Source organism: Lunatimonas salinarum, from assembly GCF_017811155.1.
Classification (GTDB): Bacteria; Bacteroidota; Bacteroidia; order Cytophagales; family Cyclobacteriaceae; genus Lunatimonas; species Lunatimonas salinarum.
Genome location: NZ_JACVCV010000004.1, coordinates 142313 through 163448, shown reverse-complemented (window position 1 = coordinate 163448; position 21136 = coordinate 142313). Strand labels below are relative to the sequence as shown.

The 21136-nt window shown below is 48.8% G+C and carries 4 protein-coding genes; 3 read left to right on the top strand and 1 reads right to left on the bottom strand.

Features of this window, described 5'->3' with window-relative positions; genetic code table 11:
- The first annotated feature begins 101 nt into the window (after positions 1-101).
- Positions 102-2966, top strand: a complete 2865-nt coding sequence (locus IAQ59_RS06300; protein WP_245189462.1) for a ligand-binding sensor domain-containing protein — start codon at positions 102-104, stop codon at positions 2964-2966.
- Positions 2967-3038: 72 nt separating this feature from the next.
- Here the strand turns inward: IAQ59_RS06300 and IAQ59_RS06295 are convergent, their stop codons facing one another.
- Positions 3039-7019 (bottom strand): hybrid sensor histidine kinase/response regulator transcription factor, encoded by a 3981-nt coding sequence (locus IAQ59_RS06295; protein ID WP_209329943.1) that lies wholly within the window; start codon positions 7017-7019, stop codon positions 3039-3041.
- A gap of 229 nt (positions 7020-7248) precedes the next feature.
- Here IAQ59_RS06295 and IAQ59_RS06290 point away from each other — a divergent pair, with 229 nt between their 5' ends.
- Entirely contained in the window at positions 7249-7944 is a 696-nt protein-coding gene (locus tag IAQ59_RS06290) for a hypothetical protein (protein ID WP_209329942.1), read from the top strand.
- 286 nt (positions 7945-8230) lie between these two features.
- Positions 8231-21061, top strand: a complete 12831-nt coding sequence (locus IAQ59_RS06285) for a CARDB domain-containing protein (RefSeq protein ID WP_209329941.1) — start codon at positions 8231-8233, stop codon at positions 21059-21061.
- Positions 21062-21136: the final 75 nt, after the last annotated feature.

The window sequence follows — 21136 nt, the reverse complement described above, 5'->3', positions numbered from 1 at the left end:
GAGGGGTTTTTTTAAAAGGATCTCAACTCATTTTTTTCAATAACTTACTACATCACGGATAAAACTAGTATCTTGTGTGTCAAATTAACTAAACCCAAAAGTTGAAGTCACTGCTAATTTATCTATTGAGCTTTTTTCAAGCCGTTGTCCTGTTTGGGCAGGGCTTGGGATTGCCTTTCTCAAGGTATTATGCGAGTCAGGAATACGGGGGAGGAATACAGAACTATGCCATCACTCAAAATCCTACTGGGATTATTTACATCGCAAACAACTACGGGTTGTTGGAGTACGATGGAACTTCCTGGCGACGCTATGCACTTCCTTCCGGATCAAAGGTACGCCATGTGCAGTTGGGTGAAGATGGCCTGATCTATGTGGCCGGTCAGGGGGATTTTGGTTTTTTTGGGCCAGATTCTTCTGGCGAGTTTGCGTTTCAGTCTCTGCGGGGCGAACTTCCCGAAGCCTACCGTGAATTGGAAGAAGTCTGGAGGGTATACTTGTTGGCGGATGCCCTGTATTTTTGCACGGATAGACATATTTTTGTTTTTGACAAGAACCGGCAGTTTCAGCAGGTGTTTTCGTCTAAGAGTTCCTTCGAAAGCTTCCATTTCAATGGAAATAGGCTATACATCAATGAGGTGGGTCAGGGGCTGCAAGTGGTGCAGGGCGGAGAGCCGACTCCAATTGGCGGAGCCCGCTTTTTTCAGGATCAATTGGTCACATCGGTCCTACAGTTATCACCGAGTGTCCTGCTTGTTTTTACACGGGATCAAGGCGTTTATCATGTGCAAGGCGAAACAATCACTCCATGGAGGCAAGCCGATGGAACAGGTGTCAACACAGCCTTGCGCCTGAGAAATGGACAGGTTATCCTAGGGACCCAAACTGACGGGCTCTACATGCTGGATGAACAAGGGCAACAGCTTTTGCACCTTGATACAAATAACGGTCTAACAAACAATGCCATCCTTTCTCTCTTTGAAGATCTTTCGGGAAACCTTTGGATAGGACATGCCAATGGCCTGACGTTACTCGAACTGGTCAATCCCTTTCGGAAGATTAATCAGTTTTCAGGACTTACCGGGACGGGGTATCACGCTACACTGTTTGATGGAAGTCTTTATTTGGGAACCAACAATGGGGTTTATGTATTGGGGGATACAGAAGCCGATGGCGAAGACGCTGTTTTTTTGCCAAATTCCCAAGGACAGGTTTATCAGTTGAAGGCGATTCAAGATCAGCTTTTAATTGCGCACAATGATGGCGCCTTTGTCGTGGACAATGGGATCGCCAAGAGGGTCGATGGACCCTCAGGTATTTGGAATTTCCAACCACTCCGGGGTCATTCCAATTTACTCTTGGTAGGTGGGTATAATGGCATTTACCTGTATGAGATTGATCCAGCCGGTATCCGTTATTTGCGGAAAATAAGTGGGTTTACAGAATCAAGCCGGATCATCGAGCAAGACGCCCAAGGGAATATTTGGGTGGCTCATGGCTACAAGGGACTGTACAAACTTCAGTTGGACAATAAGCTTCAGAGTGTTTCAGTGGAGGTGTATGGGCAGGAGGCAGGGCTTCCCTCCAAAACCATGAACAACGTATGGTATGTCAACAACCGACTGGTATTTACCACCCAATCCGGTATATTCCGGTTTGATGAGCAAAGGGGGCGCTTTGAACGCGACGAATTCTTCCAGAAGTTTTTTGGCAATGGAGATTTGCTGCATGTGCTTCTGGAGGATCCGCTAGGAAATATTTATTTTATCGGAGCACAGGAGGTTGGGGTATTGGAAAAACGGGTGGATGGAAGATTTGTGAAACGTACCGAGCTATTCAATCAGCTTCGCCCTTTACTGAATGATGACCTACAGAATATATCAGCCATTCGGGGAAATGAAGTGCTGTTTGCCGCAAACGAGGGCTTCGTTCGATTTAGCCTAAATGAGGGAAATTACCGTCCTCACGACTACCCAACACTGATTCGTTCGGTTCACCTAACAGGAGCAGTTGATTCCCTGATATTTGCCGGGGGGACGGCAAACACCGTGTCCGGCGGGGAGAAATGGCGGCCAAATATTCCATATAGCAGGGCGAATCTTCGAATTACTGCGAGCAACCCAACGCCTAACAATGAGAAGGAACTTGCCTTTCAATACTGGCTGGAGGGATTGGAGGAAGGTTATGGAGAATGGACTCAAAGCAATGAAAAAGCCTATACCAACCTGAGCGAAGGGAAGTATACCTTCCGTGCCAGAAGTAGAAACCTATACGGTCAAATAGCCGCCGAAGCCATTTGGTCTTTCGAAGTATTGCCGCCTTGGTATCGAAGCCGGTTGGCCTATGGAGCCTATTTTCTGTTGGTTTGTTTGGTAGGGCTTCTGGGCTATCGGACGGTGGACAGGCGATTTCAGCAAAAAACCCAGCAAATGAAGGATGCTTCTATGCGGGTGATACAAGAAAAGGAGTCGGAGCTGCTGAGCTCCCAAAAAGAACTGGAGTCACTGAGAACAGAGAAGCTCAAGCAGGAAATTCAGCTTAAAGACAAAGAGCTTGCGACCGCCACGATGCACCTAATTACCAAAAATGGGTTTATTGACCAAGTCAAAGGGAATCTCTCCGGGATCATCAAAAAGAGCAAGAACCAAGAGGTGAAAAATGAGATCCAAAAAGTGATCAAAAACATTGAGAAAAATATTGCCGAGGACGAGGATTGGGAGCAGTTTGAAATCCATTTCGACCAAGTGCATGGCGACTTCATGTCCCGGTTCAAGAAGTCCTTTTCCGACCTCAGTCCGCAGGAGATTAAGCTGAGTGCTTACCTGCGCATGAATTTGAGCACGAAGGAAATTGCTTATCTCATGAATATTTCTGTCAGAGGTGTAGAGATAGCGCGGTACCGGCTGAGAAAGAAGCTTGACCTACAGCGGGAAGATAATCTTCAGGAGTATATACTGAAATTTTAGGTGCCTAAAGCTGTTTGAAAGCACACTCAGTTACGCATGTGATGGATGCGGAAAGGGCAAAAACCGAAGCGGTTATTTCTCTTTGGCTACAAATTCAGAAGGAGTCATGCCATAGGTTTCTTTGAAGCACTTGATGAAATAGGATGGGGAACTAAATCCCACGGCATAGGCGGTTTCTGAAATCGTCTCTCCGGATTTAGACAGGCGCTGTAGGGCAAGTCGCAGTCGTTGATCCCGGATAAACGCCGACGTGGACAGTCCTGTGAGGGCGGTGAGTTTTCGGTGTAGCTGCATTCTACTCATGCCCATGTTTTTGCAAAATTTTTCCACTGTAAAGGTTGAGTCCATCAGTTCTTCGTCGACTATTTTTTGAAGCCTTTCCAAGAATTTTTCTTCCGTGGAGGAAACAGCGATTTCGGTGGGGGAAAAGTTTGATTTATTACCGTAGTGGATGCGCAGATTTTTTCTTAATTCGATCAGTTTTTGTATACGGAGTAACAGTTGTTTGGTGCTGAATGGTTTTGGGATAAAGTCATCCGCACCTACTTCCAGACCACTTAGCAGGCTTTCCTCGCCGATCTTTGCGGTAAGTAAGATGATGGGTATATGGGATGTTTTCTCGTCTTTTTTCAACTGACGGCAAAGGGAAATTCCATCCAATTCCGGCATCATGATATCCGAAATGATTAAATCGGGAATCTTTTTGAACGCCATATACAACCCTTCTGTACCATTGACGGCCTCCACCACGCGGTATAGGGGGCTGATAGATTCTCTCACGAAATCTCTTATTTGTGAATTGTCTTCTACCACCAAAATCAATGGCGCATCCTCAGCGGGAGGTAGCGGCCTGTTAATTTCTGTAGTCGCTAAGAATTCCTCCTCTTCCACCACCTGATCGGGCCGGAAAGCATATTTATCAACGGGGATTTGAACAGTAACTTCGAAGATGTCGGATTCGTGTACTTCCAAGTCAATATGGCCGTTGTGGAGCTCCACCAGATCTTTGACCAAGGGGAGGCCTATTCCAAATCCTTCCGATTTTGCGTTGGGTTTGAAAAATTTATCGAAAAGCCGGGATAGTTGATCGCGGGTATATTTGATCTGGCTTTCGTTGGCTATCCGCAGGACAAGGTGCTTGTTGGCTATTTCAGCGTGAAGCGATACCGTTGTGCCGGGTTTTCCATACTTGATGGCATTTTGCAGCAGATTACCGACTATTTTTTCGATTTTGTCGGCATCAAACCAAATTTCGGTCATCAAGGGGATGCTTTCACGCAGTCGTATCTGTTTTTCCGAGGAAAAATAAAAAAAATTTGAAACAATGGATTGAAGCAGTAGGCCAAGATTTCCTTTTTGGATACTGAGGACTTGTTTTCCGGATTTTATCTTCGAAACTTCCAGCAGTTGATCCACCAAGTTAAGAAGCCGTTGGGAATTCTGTTTGATCAGGTTTAACTGGGATTTGACCACAGGGCTGTCAGACTGGCTAATCAACCGCTCCACCGGGCCTGAAATCAGTGTTAAAGGCGTCCTAAACTCATGGGAAATATTGGTAAAAAACATTGTCTTAAATCGGTCGATTTCCAATAAATGTAATGCTTCTTCCTCCTTTAATTTTAGGTTATAATTCATTTGCCAGCGCCATTTTAGGTAGGTATATACCCACATCAAGCCGGCTGAAATCAAAAGAGCATACCCTAGGTAGGCCCACCAGGTCAGGTACCAGGGAGGTAAAATGGTGAAGTTAAGTGAGGCGGGGGTTTCAGACCATACGCCATCGTAATTGGAGGATTTGGCAAAAAAGGTGTAATCGCCCGGGGAGAGGTTTGTGTATCGGGCTTGGTGGTTGTTTCCCGAAAACACCCAATCGGCATCATGCCCTTCGAGTTTGTATTGAAATTCATTTTTGTTCGGCAGTGAAAATACCAGGCTGGCCATGCTGATAGTGAGGGTGTTGTCAAAATGCTTCAATGCTATTTCTTCTGCCGTATCAATAGGCTGCTCAAAAGCAACTATTCCGGTGATGGCAGTTTTTGGGGGAGTCTCATTCAAAAAAATGTTTCCGGGGTTAAACCAATAAACCCCTTCTAAACTTCCGAAATAAAGTGAACCGTCCCACTTTCTGAAATAGGCTCCTGTATTGAATTCCGTGGCGAGGCCATCGTAATTGGTGTAGTTTCTTACTTCGTAGGCTTGCTTGCCGACAGAGGGTGAAATTTTGGAGATTCCCTTATTGGAACTTACCCATAAGTTGCCATTGTCGTCGGGTAGAATGGCATAGACGACATCATTTGCTAACCCATGGTGGCTGGAAATTCGAATTACTTCACCGCTTTCTGTATTCAGTATGCTGATCCCCGACCCGTTTGTTCCTATCCAGAGCAATTTTTGCCCATCGAAATACAGGGATTTGATGCTGTTGGATGAAATTGAGGTTGAATCTTCTTCTCCGTGATTCCAGGTCTCGAATCTGCCGGATTTGGAGTCAAAACGTGCTATCCCGTTATTCTCTGTCCCTATCCAGAATTCGCCGTTTTCGCCTTCCTCAATTGTTCTGATGTTGTTTCCGGGGATGCTAAAGGGATCCGCAGCATCGTGTACATACTGTTGGATCACGCCTTTTTGTGGGTCGAACTGGATCAAGCCTTCGTTTCGGGTTGCCAGCCAGCACCGTCCTGTACTGTCGCGGATGATTTTCCACACCGTGTTTGCGGGCAGTGGAATCTCGCTGTTGGGGTGATAGTGTTGGAATTTCTCCGTTTTAAGGTCCATGATGCTCAGCCCCTCATCTTGGTACCCAATCCAAAGTTTACCCTTTCCATCGCCCAATAAACTCATCACCCGGTTGCTGGCGATGGAATTTTGGGTAATGTCGGATGCTGTTCGGGTTTTCCAGGTATTGTTTTTAGGATGATAGGACGTGAGTCCTTTGCCTGAAGTGCCTATCCAAAGGGATTCGTTTTCATCTACATAGAGAGAACGGACTACGTCAATATGGATGTTTTCAGGCACCTGTTGGTTGTGGAAAAAACTAAACTTTTCGAGAAAACGGTCATAAAAACTTAAGCCTCCGCCGTCTGTCCCAAACCATAACGTACCGGTGTAATCTTCGTACATGCAAAGTACATCATTGTAATGAAGGGAACGTGGATTTTGTTTTTGAAAAAAATAGTTATCCGCAGATAGGGCATCGGTATGGAGTTGGATTACGCCTTGTCCATAGGTCGCCAGCCAAATGGCTCCTCTCCGATCTACCATTATATCCAAAATCATTTCGCGTTCGAACCCACTGGGTAGGTTTTGGAAGATGGAATGGATCGGTTTGGGCGTGTTTGAGCCATTTTCGATGAGCTGTACGCCCGCATTTAAAGTGCCGGCCCATATGTTTCCCTGGCCATCTTGAATAGCGCAAGAATAATAGTGTCTGTCGTTCGAACCAATTAATTCGCGTGCAGTATCGCTGGCGCTGTCCCAAACGAGCACTCCATCCTTAAAGGTTATTAATAGTGAATTTTCCCCATAGTCGGCAATGTCAAGCAACTCACGGGAAGGGAATTCCCGTATGATCTCGGCAGATTCTGTGTCTTCGTTCCACCGGTATAGCTGACCAGAAAATGCCCCTATCCATATTTCTCCATTGTCACCCTCGTGTATACAGCTAGCCATCGAAATATCGTTTACGGCTACAAACTCCTTTTTTCCTGGAAGTAGCCGCTCAGGAACAGCTGATTCTGGGATGATCCAAATGCTGCCTTTTTGGTCTGCAAGCACCTTGCCCAGTTGGAGGTGTGATTCTTGGGTGACATCGGCAAATTTTTTGGGGAAAACCGTAAAACCTATTCCATCATACTTGTTCAACCCGTCTTGGGTGGCTATCCAAAAGTATCCTTCCCGATCTTGGGTAATGGAGACGGCCGAATTTTGAGAGAGTCCGTCATTCACGGACAATTGCCTAAACGAAAGGTCTACCTGCCCAAAGCTAAGCTCCGCTATGCTTAGAAGTGCCCAAATGAGCGACGTGAATTTTAGGGATTTAATAGACAATCTCATGGTATTGCATTGGTTGTGGCAATATCTTACAAAAAGGCCGGTAAGTGAAGGAATAGGTGAGAATCATTTGAATAATTTCGTCTTATGGTATCATTTGTTTTGATCAGCCTTTCTTTTCTAAAATGATACATACGTGTTATCCTTTGTTACATACCAGCAATTTTACCAGGTTGGTTTGTCCGATATTTAGCAATTAATAAATTCACTGTCAACCTAAATCTTTATAAAAATGAAGTCATTGCTCACAATTGCCATCCTATTGCTGTTTTTTCAGGCCAATAGCCAGCAACTTTCCGGAAACGTAAAGAACCATGGGAAAGCCGAAATGGATTTGGTGCTCATGCTTTTTGGGATGGACTATCCCATATCTATCGGCAAGGTGGATAAGAAGGGTGCCTTTACGGCGAGCTTAGCCGATACTAGTCTCGAAAAGATACCAGATGATTATAAGTCAATGTCTATGGGGCCTTTGTATTTCAATTTTCATTTCAATTGCAGTCCAGATGCCTTCGGTGATCAGGCCGAAAAGCCAGCAGCTAGGCAGGATTATGTACGGATGACCAATGGTAAAGGGGAATGGGCGGGAACTGTTTTTTTACTGTCGGATGAAGCACTTAAGCCATGGTTGGAGGATTCTGGCTATAATAATGCCGTGAAGGGCTCCTTTTATGAAGTTATGTATGTGGACGAAGACGTGGAGCTGAGCACATCCTGTACGAGCAGCGTGTATGCTGACGACAATACGGAGGTGCCCGTAGAATATGTCTTTGAAATCAGCCTGAAGAAGGGGTTTAATTGGGTCGAGTACACGATAGACGAGGTTTATAAGACAAATCCCGATGTTCGCGCTTCATTTCCGTCTAAAGTAACCATAACCAACCTGAAAGACCCGTCCAAGATGCATTGGATAGGTGTTTATTATTAATAAGAGCGTCTCCTGTTTCCATAATAGTTTTTAGCTGTCACAAACTGGCCCGGTTGATCGGGATGGAATTTCGCACGTACCATAGTCTTTTCAGCGTGTGACGGGTAGAGGTCATGCCTGCCTGTCCGGTAGGTAGGCTCGATTTCATCGAAATGTTACCGGATTGCCATGAGTTGTTACATGCTTTATGTCCATTGCTCTGGGGAAACAGCATTTTTGTTTGAAGGTCTATTCTGGCTTTTAGGGATTAGGATCTAAAGTTTACGATTGTTTACCTGTGTTTATTATGGAAATAATTTTACGTGCTCACTCCGCCACGACAAGATGGATGCTGTTTTTAGCGTTGATGCTCATGAGTGGGTCTGTAGTTTTTGGGCAGGCACCGACCGAACCATCTAAAAACCTTACGGTTTCAAATCTCGATGGAGACAGGTTTTATATCAGCTTCACGAGGGGCAATGGATCGAGAAGGATCATTGTTGCCGGTACGAATCCGGTGAGTGCCGTTCCAGTGGATGGAGCCGACTATCTGGCAGGGAACTTTGGCCAGGGAAATGAAATTGCACCCGGTGAATTTGTGGTGTATAACGGAACCGCCAATCAGACTTGGTTGTATGGATTCAATCATTCCACAACCTATCATCTGAAAATAGTTGAATACAACGGTGCAAATTTTTCCACCGTTTACCTAAAGAACCAATTTTTGGAGGGTACCGCCACCACGCTGACGGCACCGACTGTTCAGGGGAGTGGGCTTAGTTTCAGTCAAGTGACGGGCTCGGGAATGACTATAAGCTGGACCAATGGCAATGGCACCGGTCGGATCCTTATCGGCAAAGCCGATGGACCCGTAGATGTGGAACCTCAGGATTTGACAAGTTACAGTGGCGGCACCGCTCCGTTTGCAAACGGAACCAATTTGGGGAACGGGAATTTTGTACAATACTCCGGTGCCGGAAATAGCACGGCTATTAGTGGGTTAGATCCAAATCGAACCTATCATTTTGCGCTTTTTGAATACAATGGCAGCAGCGGACGGGTCTACCTGAGGCCGGGTACCCGATCCGCTCAATCCACCGTATCCACACCCACCGTGCCGGCGACGAATTTCACAGTCAGCACTGCCAATGTCGACGGAGATAGGTTTTATTATTCCTATACAAATGGGAACGGTGCCAGCAGGATGGTGATTGCAAAAAATGGAAGTCCGGTAACTTTCCTGCCTCAGGATGGAGCATCTTATGCGGGCAACATCAACTTTGGGTCGGGAACCGAAGTAAGTCCTGATGAATTCGTGGTATACAATGGTACATCAAACGCCAATTGGTTATACAACCTGGAGCCGTCTACAACGTACCATTTGGCCGTCTTTGAATACAATGGTACCGGCACCAATACCTACTACCTTCGGGATCCTTTTTTGACCGGGGAGCGGGCTACCCTCAGTCCACCCACGGTGCAGGCCAGCAATATGGTCTTCAGCAATATTTCCGGTAATTCGATGACGATCGGTTGGGCCAATGGCAATGGAACCGGAAGGGTGCTGGTAGCAAAGGAGGGTGCGCCGGTGGACGCTTCCCCTGCAGATTTTACAAACTATGGTGGTGGATCGGGTACATTTACCAACGGCAGTAACCTAGGAAATGGAAATTTTGTCCAGTACTCAGGTGGAGGCAATAATACCACAATTACCGGACTAAGCCCGGCCAAAACCTATCATTTCGAGGTGTTTGAGTACACAGGAAGTGGGTCTGGAAGGCAGTACCTCCGGCCCGGTGCGAAGGGCGTAGCATCCACCGTTTCTACTCCCTCCATCCCGTCTTCAAATTTTTCGGTCAATAATGCCAACGTGGACGGGGACCGGTTTTATTATTCATTTACCAGTGGCAATGGTTCCAGGCGGATTGTTGTGGCCAAAAAGGGAAGTGCAGTTACCTATAGACCGGTAGATGGAAAAGTCTTTACGGCTTCCACCACCTTTGCGCAAGGGGAGGAAGTTGCAACAGGGGAATTTGTGGTATACAGTGGTAACTCAAACGGCAGCTGGCTCTATGGTTTAGATCCGTCATCCACCTATCATCTGGCAATTTTCGAGTATAACGGAACTGGGGAGGAATCATTCTATCTTAGAGACCCTTTTTTGACGGGGGAAAGAGCGACACTTTTTCCGCCAACCATACAGGCCGGAAACCTGAATTTCACAAATGTTACCGGCAACTCGATGACGGTTAATTGGACCAATGGGGATGGAACCGGACGTGTATTGGTCGGAAAGGCAAATGCACCGGTGGATGCCGCCCCTGCTGATTTTACGAATTACAGTGGCGCGGGATCATTTGCCAACGGCAGCAATTTGGGCGAGGGCAATTACGTGCAGTACTCCGGTTCCGGTAGGAGCGTTAACATCAGCGGACTGAGCCCGAACGTCACCTACCACTTTGAGCTGTTTGAGTATACAGGCAGCAGCTCCGGTAGGCAATATCTCAAGCCCGGCACAAAAGCACTCCAAGCTACCGGAGCGGCTCCAACCATAGCGTCCTCTACGTTTACGGTGAACAACGCGAACGTAGACGGAGACAGGTTTTATTATTCCTTCACAGTAGGTGATGGCGCAAGGCGGGTCGTCATTGCGAAGAAAGGCAGCTCGGTTACTTTCCGGCCAACCAACGGGCAGATTTTTACAGGATCCACCACCTTTGGGTTTGGTACAGAGGTCGCCTCCGGTGAATTTGCCATTTACGACGGCACGTCCAATGGCAGTTGGCTCTACGGATTGGAACCCGCTACTGAGTACCATCTGGCGATCTTCGAATACAACGGAACCGGCGAAAACTCCTACTACCTTCGGGACCTCTACCTGGCAGCATCTAAGCCTACCCTAAGCCCTCCCTCTATTCAATCCAGCAATGCCTTTACCAGCAGTCGCAGCAATAATTCGATAAACATCTCCTGGACAAGGGGCGATGGCGCTAACCGTATACTGATCGGCAGAAAGGAAGGCCCCGTGAATGTAGAGCCCACGGATCTGGCTAATTATCCCGCATCAAGCATGTTTGGCGTCAGGCAAGTGGGCACCGGAAATTACGTCTTATACTCCGGTTCGGGAAACAATATCAACGTGACCAATCTGGAGCCAGGTACCAATTACCATTTTGCGTTGTTTGAATTCAATGGCAGTTCAGCGAGGCTTTACCTGAGACCTGGCTACTCCTTTGCCTTAGAAACATTTGGAGAAAGGCCTTCGGTGCAGGTGACTAATGCCACCTATTCCAATGTCGATTTTAACGGTATGGATGTAGGCTTTTCCAAAGGAAATGGAACGCGCAGGTTGGTGCTTGCCAGAGCGGGAAGTGCCGTCAACGCGGGACCGGCGGATTTTACTGCTTATTCCGCAAGTGCCACCTTTGGGCAAGGCGGTCAAATCGGTTCAGGCAACTTTGTGGTGTACAACGGTACCGAGGAGGGTTTTACCTTAGAAGGGCTTGAACCCGGCGTGACGTATCATTTCGCTTTCTATGAATATGCTACGTCGGAACAAGGAGACCTCTATCTGGCTCCTCCCTATACATCTTCCCAGTCATCCAAAACATCCGCAGATATAGGGATCACGGGTATCACCGCCCCCGTTTCCAGTTGTGAATTGGGTGATGCGGAAACCGTCAGCATCGAAATCACCAACTTCAATTCTGCTCCGATCGGTCCCTTTCAGGTGGCATACTCCTTAAATGGGGCTGCCCCGATCATCGAGCGTATTTCGGGCACAAATACCATCCCCGGAAACGGTAAATTGAGCTATACATTCCAGACGAAGGTGGACCTATCTGCCGAAGGAAATCACGAGCTGATAGCCTACACCATCTTGGAGGGAGATTCAAACCCTTCAAACGACCGCTTTGAAATAAGCATCAACAGCTCGGCGGAAAGCGATGCAAATGTATCTCCCGATGTGACCATCTGTCGGGGTACTCCCGCTTTACTTCAGGCTTCGGGAGGAACTTCCTATCGATGGAGCACGGGTGCCATCACCAACTTATTGGAGGTGGCTCCATTGGTGTCTACCGAATACCGGGTTACGATCACTACCTCAAATGGATGTCAGATAGAAAAGCGTGTTTGGGTGAATGTGGAGGAGTCTGGTGAGTTGCCCGTTATTTCCTCGGAGCCTGACCCGGAATCCTGTGAAGGAGGTCGCGTATTCAGTACCCAACTCGATATTCCGGTTCGATGGTATTTGGATGTGGATGCTGAAATTTTTGACCTTGGAGAATCTATTACGCTAAAATCCGATCGGTCAGGTAACTACATTGCTCGATACCAGAATGAAAGTGGCTGTGAAATCAGCTCTTCTCCATTGCTAGTGGAAGCAGCAGAACTGCCCGTGCTGACGGTCTCGGGCTTGACTACCATTTGTACAGGAGAATCCCTCACGCTATCCGTTTCAGGCTTAAGAGAACTGGTTTGGTCCACCGGCGAGTCGGGAGAGAGCATTACGATCAGCCCAACCGGCGACACGAAATATTGGGTCAGTGGGAAGTATAACGCAGATTGCCACTTTTCCGATACCTTGGAAATAAACGTGATACCGGCAACGGCACCCGAACCCGTACGACAGATGCTGCCCGCCAATGGATCGCTCAACCTGGCCCAACCGATTTCACTTTCTTGGACGCCCGGAGCCAATTCGGTAGTCTATGATGTCTTCGTATGGGAGGAAGGATCGGAAAAACCCAGTCAGCCGGTGGCAGCGGATATTCCTCAAATCAGTTATACCACCCGAAACCTAGAGCGGGGAAAAGCCTACCTATGGCAAATACACGCCAAAAATAGCTGCTTTGTGTCGGAGGGACCCGTGCAGCGCTTTGTTGCTGCAGGCCTTCCAGATCTGCTTATTCAATCGTATGTAGCCCCTGAAGCGGTGGTGGCCGGGAATACCCTAACCGTTTCTTGGGAGGTGAAAAATGTAGGTGCCGGTAACACGAACAATACCCGATGGAAGGATCGTATTTGGCTGTCGGCAGACTTGGATCTCCGAAAGGCAGACGATATCCTGCTGGGGACTTTTGATAATCCATCCTCGCTGATGGCGGGGGAATCCTACACCATGACCCAGGAAGTGCGGGTCCCGATCAACCTGAGAGGTGTTTATTACTTATTCATCATCACAGACAATGATGACGGGTATTGTACGATTGAAAACGGTGTTTGCGCCAACGAGCGTCGGTCCCATACGCAGACGGTTTCGGAAAGCGAAGAGCAGAATAACCTGATCTATCGCCCGATTTCGATAGGTATTCCCCCGTTGGCAGACCTCAAGGTCAATCAGGTCGGCGTCACCACGGATGCCTTTTCCGGGGATTCGATCAGTGTGTTGTATGAGGTTCAGAACATTGGAGAAAGAGATGCCAAAGGTCTGTTTTGGAGATTCAAGAGAGACAACGGACAATATAGCTACTCTACCGGTAATGCTGGGGGGACATTCGGTGGGGGCAATACCGTCAGTGCCGGTTCAGCGCCCGCAAATGTGAGTTTGACAGAATCTTGCAGAATCGAGTATTATTGGAGAGATGCCATTTACCTATCCCAGGAACCTGAATTTAACATCAGCAAATCCACCAAAATAGAGGAATATTCGGTCTTTTTAGCAGAGGAAGATAGCAATTCCAGCTGTATTACCGGAGGGGATGTTGCCGTGAATGCTACGTATACACAGCAGCGGGAGATGAAATTGCCCGATAATGTCTTTGGGACCTATTATGTGTACATCGTATCCAACTTCTCCGGAATGTTTGAAAACGATTACAGTAACAACGTCCGCCGCAGTGATCCCATCAATGTGATACTTCGGCCACCCTCAGATTTGGAAGTTGCGGACCTCCAAGTACCGGCAGAGGTGATCGCGGGCACCAACATGAAGGTGTCATGGACGGTGGAGAACATCGGAGCCAACCCTCCCAATGTGAGTTCGTGGGTGGATGAGGTGTTTATCTCTGACCAGCCGGATTTTGATAGATCCAAGGCCATCTCGATTTTCCGCAAAACATTTACCACACCACGCAGCTTCAATGAATTTGGAAGCAGCACCCCCATGCCGCTGGAAACCGGCGATAGGTATTCAGCAGAAGCCGAGGCCTTAGTGCCTGAGAGATTGTCCGGAGATTATTATGTTTATTTACTCACGGATAGTGATAACCGGGTATTTGAGTTTGACTCAAAATCTAATAACGTCAAACGAAGTACAGACACCATCAAGCTGATCACCGGTGAACGGGCCGAATTGACACCCGTATCCATCTCCTTTCCCGACACGGTTTATCGAGAGGCAGCTTTTCCCCTTAAATGGAGGATACGAAACAGCGGCACCAAGTCGGCTGTAGGGTTTACCGATAGGGTCTACTGGTCCGTCAGTCCCAACCCTGCTCAACAGCCAATAACAAGCATGGGCTCGATCCTTCATGGGGACAGCTTGCCTGCGGGACAAGCCGTAGAACGGACCCTGTTGGTCAATTTGCCAAAGAACGCACCGGATAGTATTTATTTTCATGTTTTTACCGATGTTTTTGATAACCTATTTGAAGTGGATGAAACCAATAACAGGGCCAGCAACCAAGCCTTAGGGGTTCATTCTCCCGTGGTTTTATCCCGAGAAGCGGAGCTTGTTGCCAGGCAGTCAGATTTAGCCGCTACGGATCTGGTAGTGAGCAACAGCAGCATTGGTTCTGGAGAACTGTTAAACATCAATTTCACGGTAGAAAACCTGGGGCCAGATGATGTGACGGACGCCTTTGTCACTCGGGTTTACCTGGCTAAAAGCAGTGTTCTCACAGAAGACGACCACTATCTGACCGAATTTGGAAGAGCCAGGCTGGCGGTTGGAGACCAATACGCTACAGGGAGGGCCGTGAAGATTCCTGAGTGGGCATCGGGTGAATACTTCGTTTACCTTTGGGTGGATTACCGGGGTGCTGTCACCGAAGATCAGGACAAAACCAATAATATAGCGGTACGGAAAATCACCGTGACACCGACTCCTGCGCCAGATCTGCAGATCACCGCGCTTTCAGCACCTTCGGAGGTCATCTCTGGAGAGGCATTCTATGTCACCTACACAGTAGAAAATAAGGGAGAAGGATCAACAAGGGCGGATTGGAACGACGGTTTCTTTTTGAGTACTTCCCCCTCCTTGGGTGCCGGGGCGCAGAATATCGGATTCAAAAACGTATCAGTCGCTTTGGCGAAAGGGGAAAGCTTAACCGATAGCGCATTGGTTAAGGCTCCAAGTAACTTTTCGGGAAATTACTTCTTGATCGCTAAGGCAGATTACCAGAACAGGGTCTTCGAAGGCCTAAACGGGGCAGAACTCAACAATGAGCGCAATCAGGTCCTATTGGTCACTATTTCAGATCCCACCGACTTAGAAGTAAGTTCTTTTTCGACGCCGGAATCAGCCTACTTGGGAGACGAGACCTCCGCTGAAATTGAAGTTACCAATGTAGGGGAAAAGCCCGCCTCGGGACGCCTTTTCAATGGATTCTATCTCTCCCCCGACAATCAGTTTGATGGTGCTGCAGACCCCTTGGTAGGCACACAGGATGCAGACGTGACCATCCTCCCCGGCCAAAGCCGGACATTTACCCTCAAAGGCCCTATTTTAGACCTGGCTCCAGGAGACTATTTAGGCATTGGTCGGACTAATTTATTGGCGTCCATCAATGAAGTCAATTACCAAAACAACTTGATGGTGGCGGAGCGGGCACTGAGCCTGGATGTAAGGTCTCTTCCATTGGATGTGCCTACATCTGCATCGCTCACTGCGGGTACTTGGCGCTATTACAGAGTCAATGTAAACGCAGATTTGGATCTGCTGATTGACTTGTCATCCAATCGGACCGTGGGTTCTAACGATGTGTTTGTCTCGTTTGGAAAGGTACCCACTCCCAATGAATTTGACTATCAAGGGATCCTAAAAAACCGCACTGACCAACGGGTTTTGATACCTGAAACGAAGTCTGGAACCTATTACATCCTAGTAAAAACCGATATTCCGCTAGGTCAACAGGTTGAACTGCTCGCCAGAGCGTTGCCTTTTAGTATTTTATCATCCAATCCCGGGGCGGTGGGAAATGGCACCGTCACCACTACACTTACCGGTGCGGGTTTCAAAGCGGGCATGGAGGTGTCTCTGTTGACAAATGGAGCCAAAGTGGCCGGGGCAACCCATGTAAATCTCACCAACAGCATGAGTGGTAGTTTGACTTGGCGACTGGGAGATGTGCCTTTTGGGGTTTATGATGTGGAAGTTAAAAATCCAGATGGGTCCCGGGTGACCTTGGCAAATGGTCTGGAAGTGGAACCCAGTACCGGATATGGAGGCTTGCGTTACGATATTCTTGCCCCTGACGTGGTGAGAAGAGGTAAGACCGCCTTTTATAATGTAGTCTTCCGAAACGAAGGGAATGTGGATGTGCCCTATGTGATAGCTGAACTGGCCATGGAGGATGATATCGTGATTTATGAGTTGAAGACCCAAGGAAACCTAAAGACCAATTCCACGGTGGATCCGTTGGGTAGGTTGTCCGATCAACCCGATTACGGCTTTGCCAATGGATTCCTCGTGTTGCCGCTGTATGGAAGGGATTTGAGGCCGGGTGAGGAGTTTTCAGCTAGCTTGTTATTGGGCAATTTTACGGGAAACACCTTTCCCATGCAGATAAAATCGGCAGGGGTTTCTCCGTCCGTGTTGGTGCTCAACCTGGTAGAAAAGATCGAAGCCACGCGGCAGCTTGCATTGGATAATCCGCAGATGTTTTCCAGCGACCGGGCACTGGTGGCAGATCAAGTGGGCTTCCGACATGCCATGCTTCATAATTACATAGATATCGGATTGATCACCACTTCAGATACCGTGGGGATAGATTTGGGCTGTCTCAATTGTAGTCTTGTTCCGTCTGACGGAAGTTTTGATCCCGAAACCGATAAAGGGATAGGCACACAGTTTTTGGGCAATGCCACCTTCGGACCTGGGCAATATTACCATTGGGATATCAACAAATACGGAGGTAGGGCAGGAGAAAATCCAGGATGGGACATGGTCAAGGTTTCCGGTAATCTTGCCATAACGGCGACCAAAAACTCCCCATTTACCATCAAGGTCAATAGTCTGGATTATAACAACAATCCGGGCTACCTCGCAGGGTGGTATCCTGCGGTCAATAAATGTTGGACGATTGCGGTGGCTGATAAGGGTATCACAGGATTTGATCCGGAAAAATTCGAAATCGATTTAACGGGGTTTCTAGCCTATAATTTTATTTACAACGGTCAGTTCAGCATAAGGCAGCTTGACGAATACACGATTTCCCTTTGTTTTACGGCGTATGTTCCCGGACCCGGTGAAGTTGGTGTTCCCGGTGCGCCTGGTGGATGGGGAGAAGACGGTTCTCCCGGAGGGCCCGGAGGTCCCGGAGCTCCGGGCGTTGCGCCTGGATCAGGGGGAAGAGGTGGAATAGGTGGTCCAGGAGGCGGAACACGGGGTCCCAGTGGGGGTAACGGAGGTTGTCCCCCCGGAATGGACTGTACACCGGATCCAGATCCGAATCCCGAGCCAAATCCAGACCCGAATCCAGACCCGAATCCGGATCCGGATCCGAATCCCGAACCAAATCCAGACCCAGATCCTTCGCCGGATCCCGGTCCAAACCCCAAACCCGCTCCACAGGGAAAATGCCCCTACCTGGAGGGCTGTGGTAACGATGAAGTGCCCGAAGATTCCATTGGAGATTGTACCCATGGAGTACCAGGTTCCCCCTTTGGGACGCCATGTCCTTCACCTCCGGGTAGGCCGGTGGTCCCACCGGGTGGCGGTGGTGGCGGTGGCGGAGGTCCCGCACCTACCGGATGCGCAGAAGGAGAGGGCAGTGGCGGGGCATTCGCCAGTTTCCGGAGTTCCTCTTACTGTGGCGCCTTATTTACCGGACTAGGTTGTGGTACTGCCATTGCTGGGTGCGGTGTTGCCGTGGCAGCGGGATGTGCCACAGTGATTGGTTGTCTACCCGGGGCTGTGGGCTGTGGGCTGGGGCTCAATGGCTGTGTGAGTTCCATCATGGATATGTACAACGTGCGAAAGCAATCCGAGGAAGCGTGGCTTGGGGGTTGCGTAGCAGGATTTTTTGACCCCAAAAAGCTAAATATTGCCGGAGGCTTGATCGACGTGGGGATTTGTGCCGGACAATCGGTGGTTTGCAAACCAGTGGTTTCCTCCTGCGACCCCAATGAAATCCTCGGACCGGCAGGGTACGGAGATGAGCGATTTGTTTCCAAAGACGAAGAGCTGCCGTTTACGATTTTCTTCGAAAACGACCCTGTTTTTGCCACAGCCCCTGCCCAGCGGGTGGTGGTGAAACAGGCGCTGGATCCAAATTTTGATCCGGCCAGTTTCCGACTTAATGGCTTCGGCTTCCAGAATATGACCTTCGATGTTCCCGCAGGCCTCACCAACTACACGGCCAAGTTGAACACCGCATCCCAAATCGGGGTGGACGTTAACGTGACCTTTGGGTTGGATCCGGTAAACAACGAGTTGTTTTGGGCTTTGCAATCCGTAGATCCAACTACCGGACTTCCCCCATTTGAAGCATTGGCTGGATTCCTGCCCGTCAATGATTCCACGGCGAGAGGAGAAGGTTTTGTGTCTTATACCATCAAAGCTGGAAGAGAAACCGTAACCGGAGACAGCCTCCGGGCCATGGCCAATATTTTCTTTGACACAAACGCACCCATTTTGACCAACGAGGCATTCAATACGGTGGATGCGGTAGCACCTACTTTGCTTGAAATCAAAGATATGTTGGTTGAATTTGATTCCTTGATGAGCTTTACCGTGATTACCCAAGATGATGCGGGAGGTAGCGGCTTAAAGGGCTTTGACCTCTTTGTTTCTGAAGATGAAGGGCCTTACCTGTTGCAAAGTATTGACAACGCGGTTGGAGAAAAATTTGTGTTCCGCGGCACCCCTGGAAAAAAATACTGCCTTGCCACGGTAGTGAAAGATCAGGTTAACAATGCTACTCGGGTGAGTGATGAAGATGTAATTTGCTTTACCACACCCGAAGATACAGCGCTTAGTACGACTGTCTATACGCTTCAGTCTGAAGTGTCCGGGCAGGGGCAAATTAACACACTACCGGGTGGATCGGTGTTTAGCGAGTCTGAGGAAATTCAGGTAGAGGCCGTTGCAGCTGTAGGATGGACCTTTGTGCGATGGGAGGGAGATGTCAGCGGTACGGACATACGTACTCAACTGACCATGGACAGCGATAAGCAGATTCGGGCGGTATTTATACAGGGAGATCTGCCGGTATTTGCAGTGAACACCCTAATAGAGGGTAACGGTACGGTTACCCGTGACCCGGCCGGTAGCGGATACCCTGCTGGAACTTTGGTGACTTTCACCGCTACGCCTGCAGCCGGATGGGAATTTGTAGCCTGGGAAGGGGACGAGTCCTCGTTAGACCCAACCATTACGGTTGCGGTGGACAAGGAGAAAAACCTGAAAGCCCTATTTGTGGAAATCCTGACCATTACCTTGGAAGGCACACCACCTACTTGCCCAGAGGCCTTTGATGGGATGGTCAAAAGTTATGTGTCGGGAGGCATTGCGCCATACGAATACAGTTGGCATACAGACGGGGACGTGCCAATAGAAGGGGTCGATTCGATCAATGAACTGAAGGCAGGAACTTACCACGTGCGGGTGACGGACGCAAGGGGAAAAACAGCAGAGCAAAGTGTTTCTATAGCTGCAGAGGATATCCAAGCCCCCGAAGTAAAGATAAATGAAGGGGTAGTGGTGTATTTGGATACACAAGGACAAGGCAGGCTGACTGTTGAAATGGTCGACGCCGGATCCACCGATAATTGCTCGATTGCCACGCGTACCATTAGCAAAGCAACCTTTGGCTGCTCCGACCTGGGCGAAAATGAGGTGATGCTCACGATCACGGATGGATCGGGGAATACCTCAACCGCCCGTGTGAACGTACAGGTACGGGATACCATTCCACCGGTAGCTTTGACAGTTCCCGCAGATAGTATCGTCTATGCGACTGCGTCTTCGGGGTATAACCTGCCCGATCATATCAACAAAGTTACCACAGAAGACAACTGTGGAGCCGTTGAGGTTACCCAAAGTCCCGCCGCGGGCACTTCTTTGGCGGCAGGCCAAGCGCATACCATTACGCTCACGGCCAAGGATGCAAGTGGTAACGAGACCAAAGCCGTCTTTGAGGTTACGGTGGAAGCACTTCAGATAGCGTCCGTGGCGGCTTTAGAAATGCTGGAAGTGCCCTGGAACACGCCGTTTAACGCACTTGCTCTTCCTCACACCGTTTCTGCCACGCTGAACAATGGAGAGACAGCTAACCTCCCTGTGACTTGGGAGGCCTTCGGCTACGATCCGATGGAATCGGGTATCTATAGCTTTTCAGGAACCATTGCGCCAACGGATGGGCTGACCAATCCAGCCCAAGTTCGGGCAGCGTTGACCGTTCTCGTATTGGAGAAGCCGGATCCGCAGGATTTATTACTTCATGTCAGCCAACAAAAGGTTCATCCCGATACTCCCCTGGCCACGTTGGAGACGGTAGATCCGGTGGATGATGTCCATTTCTACGAGTTGACGGATCAGGGAAGTGATAATGCCCATTTTATCCTGGATGGGAATCTACTGAAATGGAATAGCAGCCAGCCAGTTTCCGGTAAACCGACTTACACCATAGAGGTCAGTACCACTGACCGGGCGGGGAATCGCCTTACCAAGGTGTTTACGTTCGCCGTAAATTGGCCTACGCTGGATGACCTAGAGGTATTTAGTGCGTTCTCTCCCAACGGCGACGGGCAGAACGACACATGGGGGATTCCGGATCTTTTTGGCTTCCAACAGGTAAACATTACCATAGTGGATCGGGCCGGCAGAATCGTATTTAGCACCACAAATCCCACAGGCCGATGGGACGGCGCCTATCAGGGCAAGGCACTGCCGGCGGGCACGTACATCTACGTACTCGAAACAAAGGATCCCAGTCAAAGAAGGTCCGGGATCATCAACCTAATCACGAGATAACATGGAAAGAACATTTGGCAGGACACACACCGTGCAAAGGGCTGGGATTCTATCAATAGAGAGATGCTCCCGGTT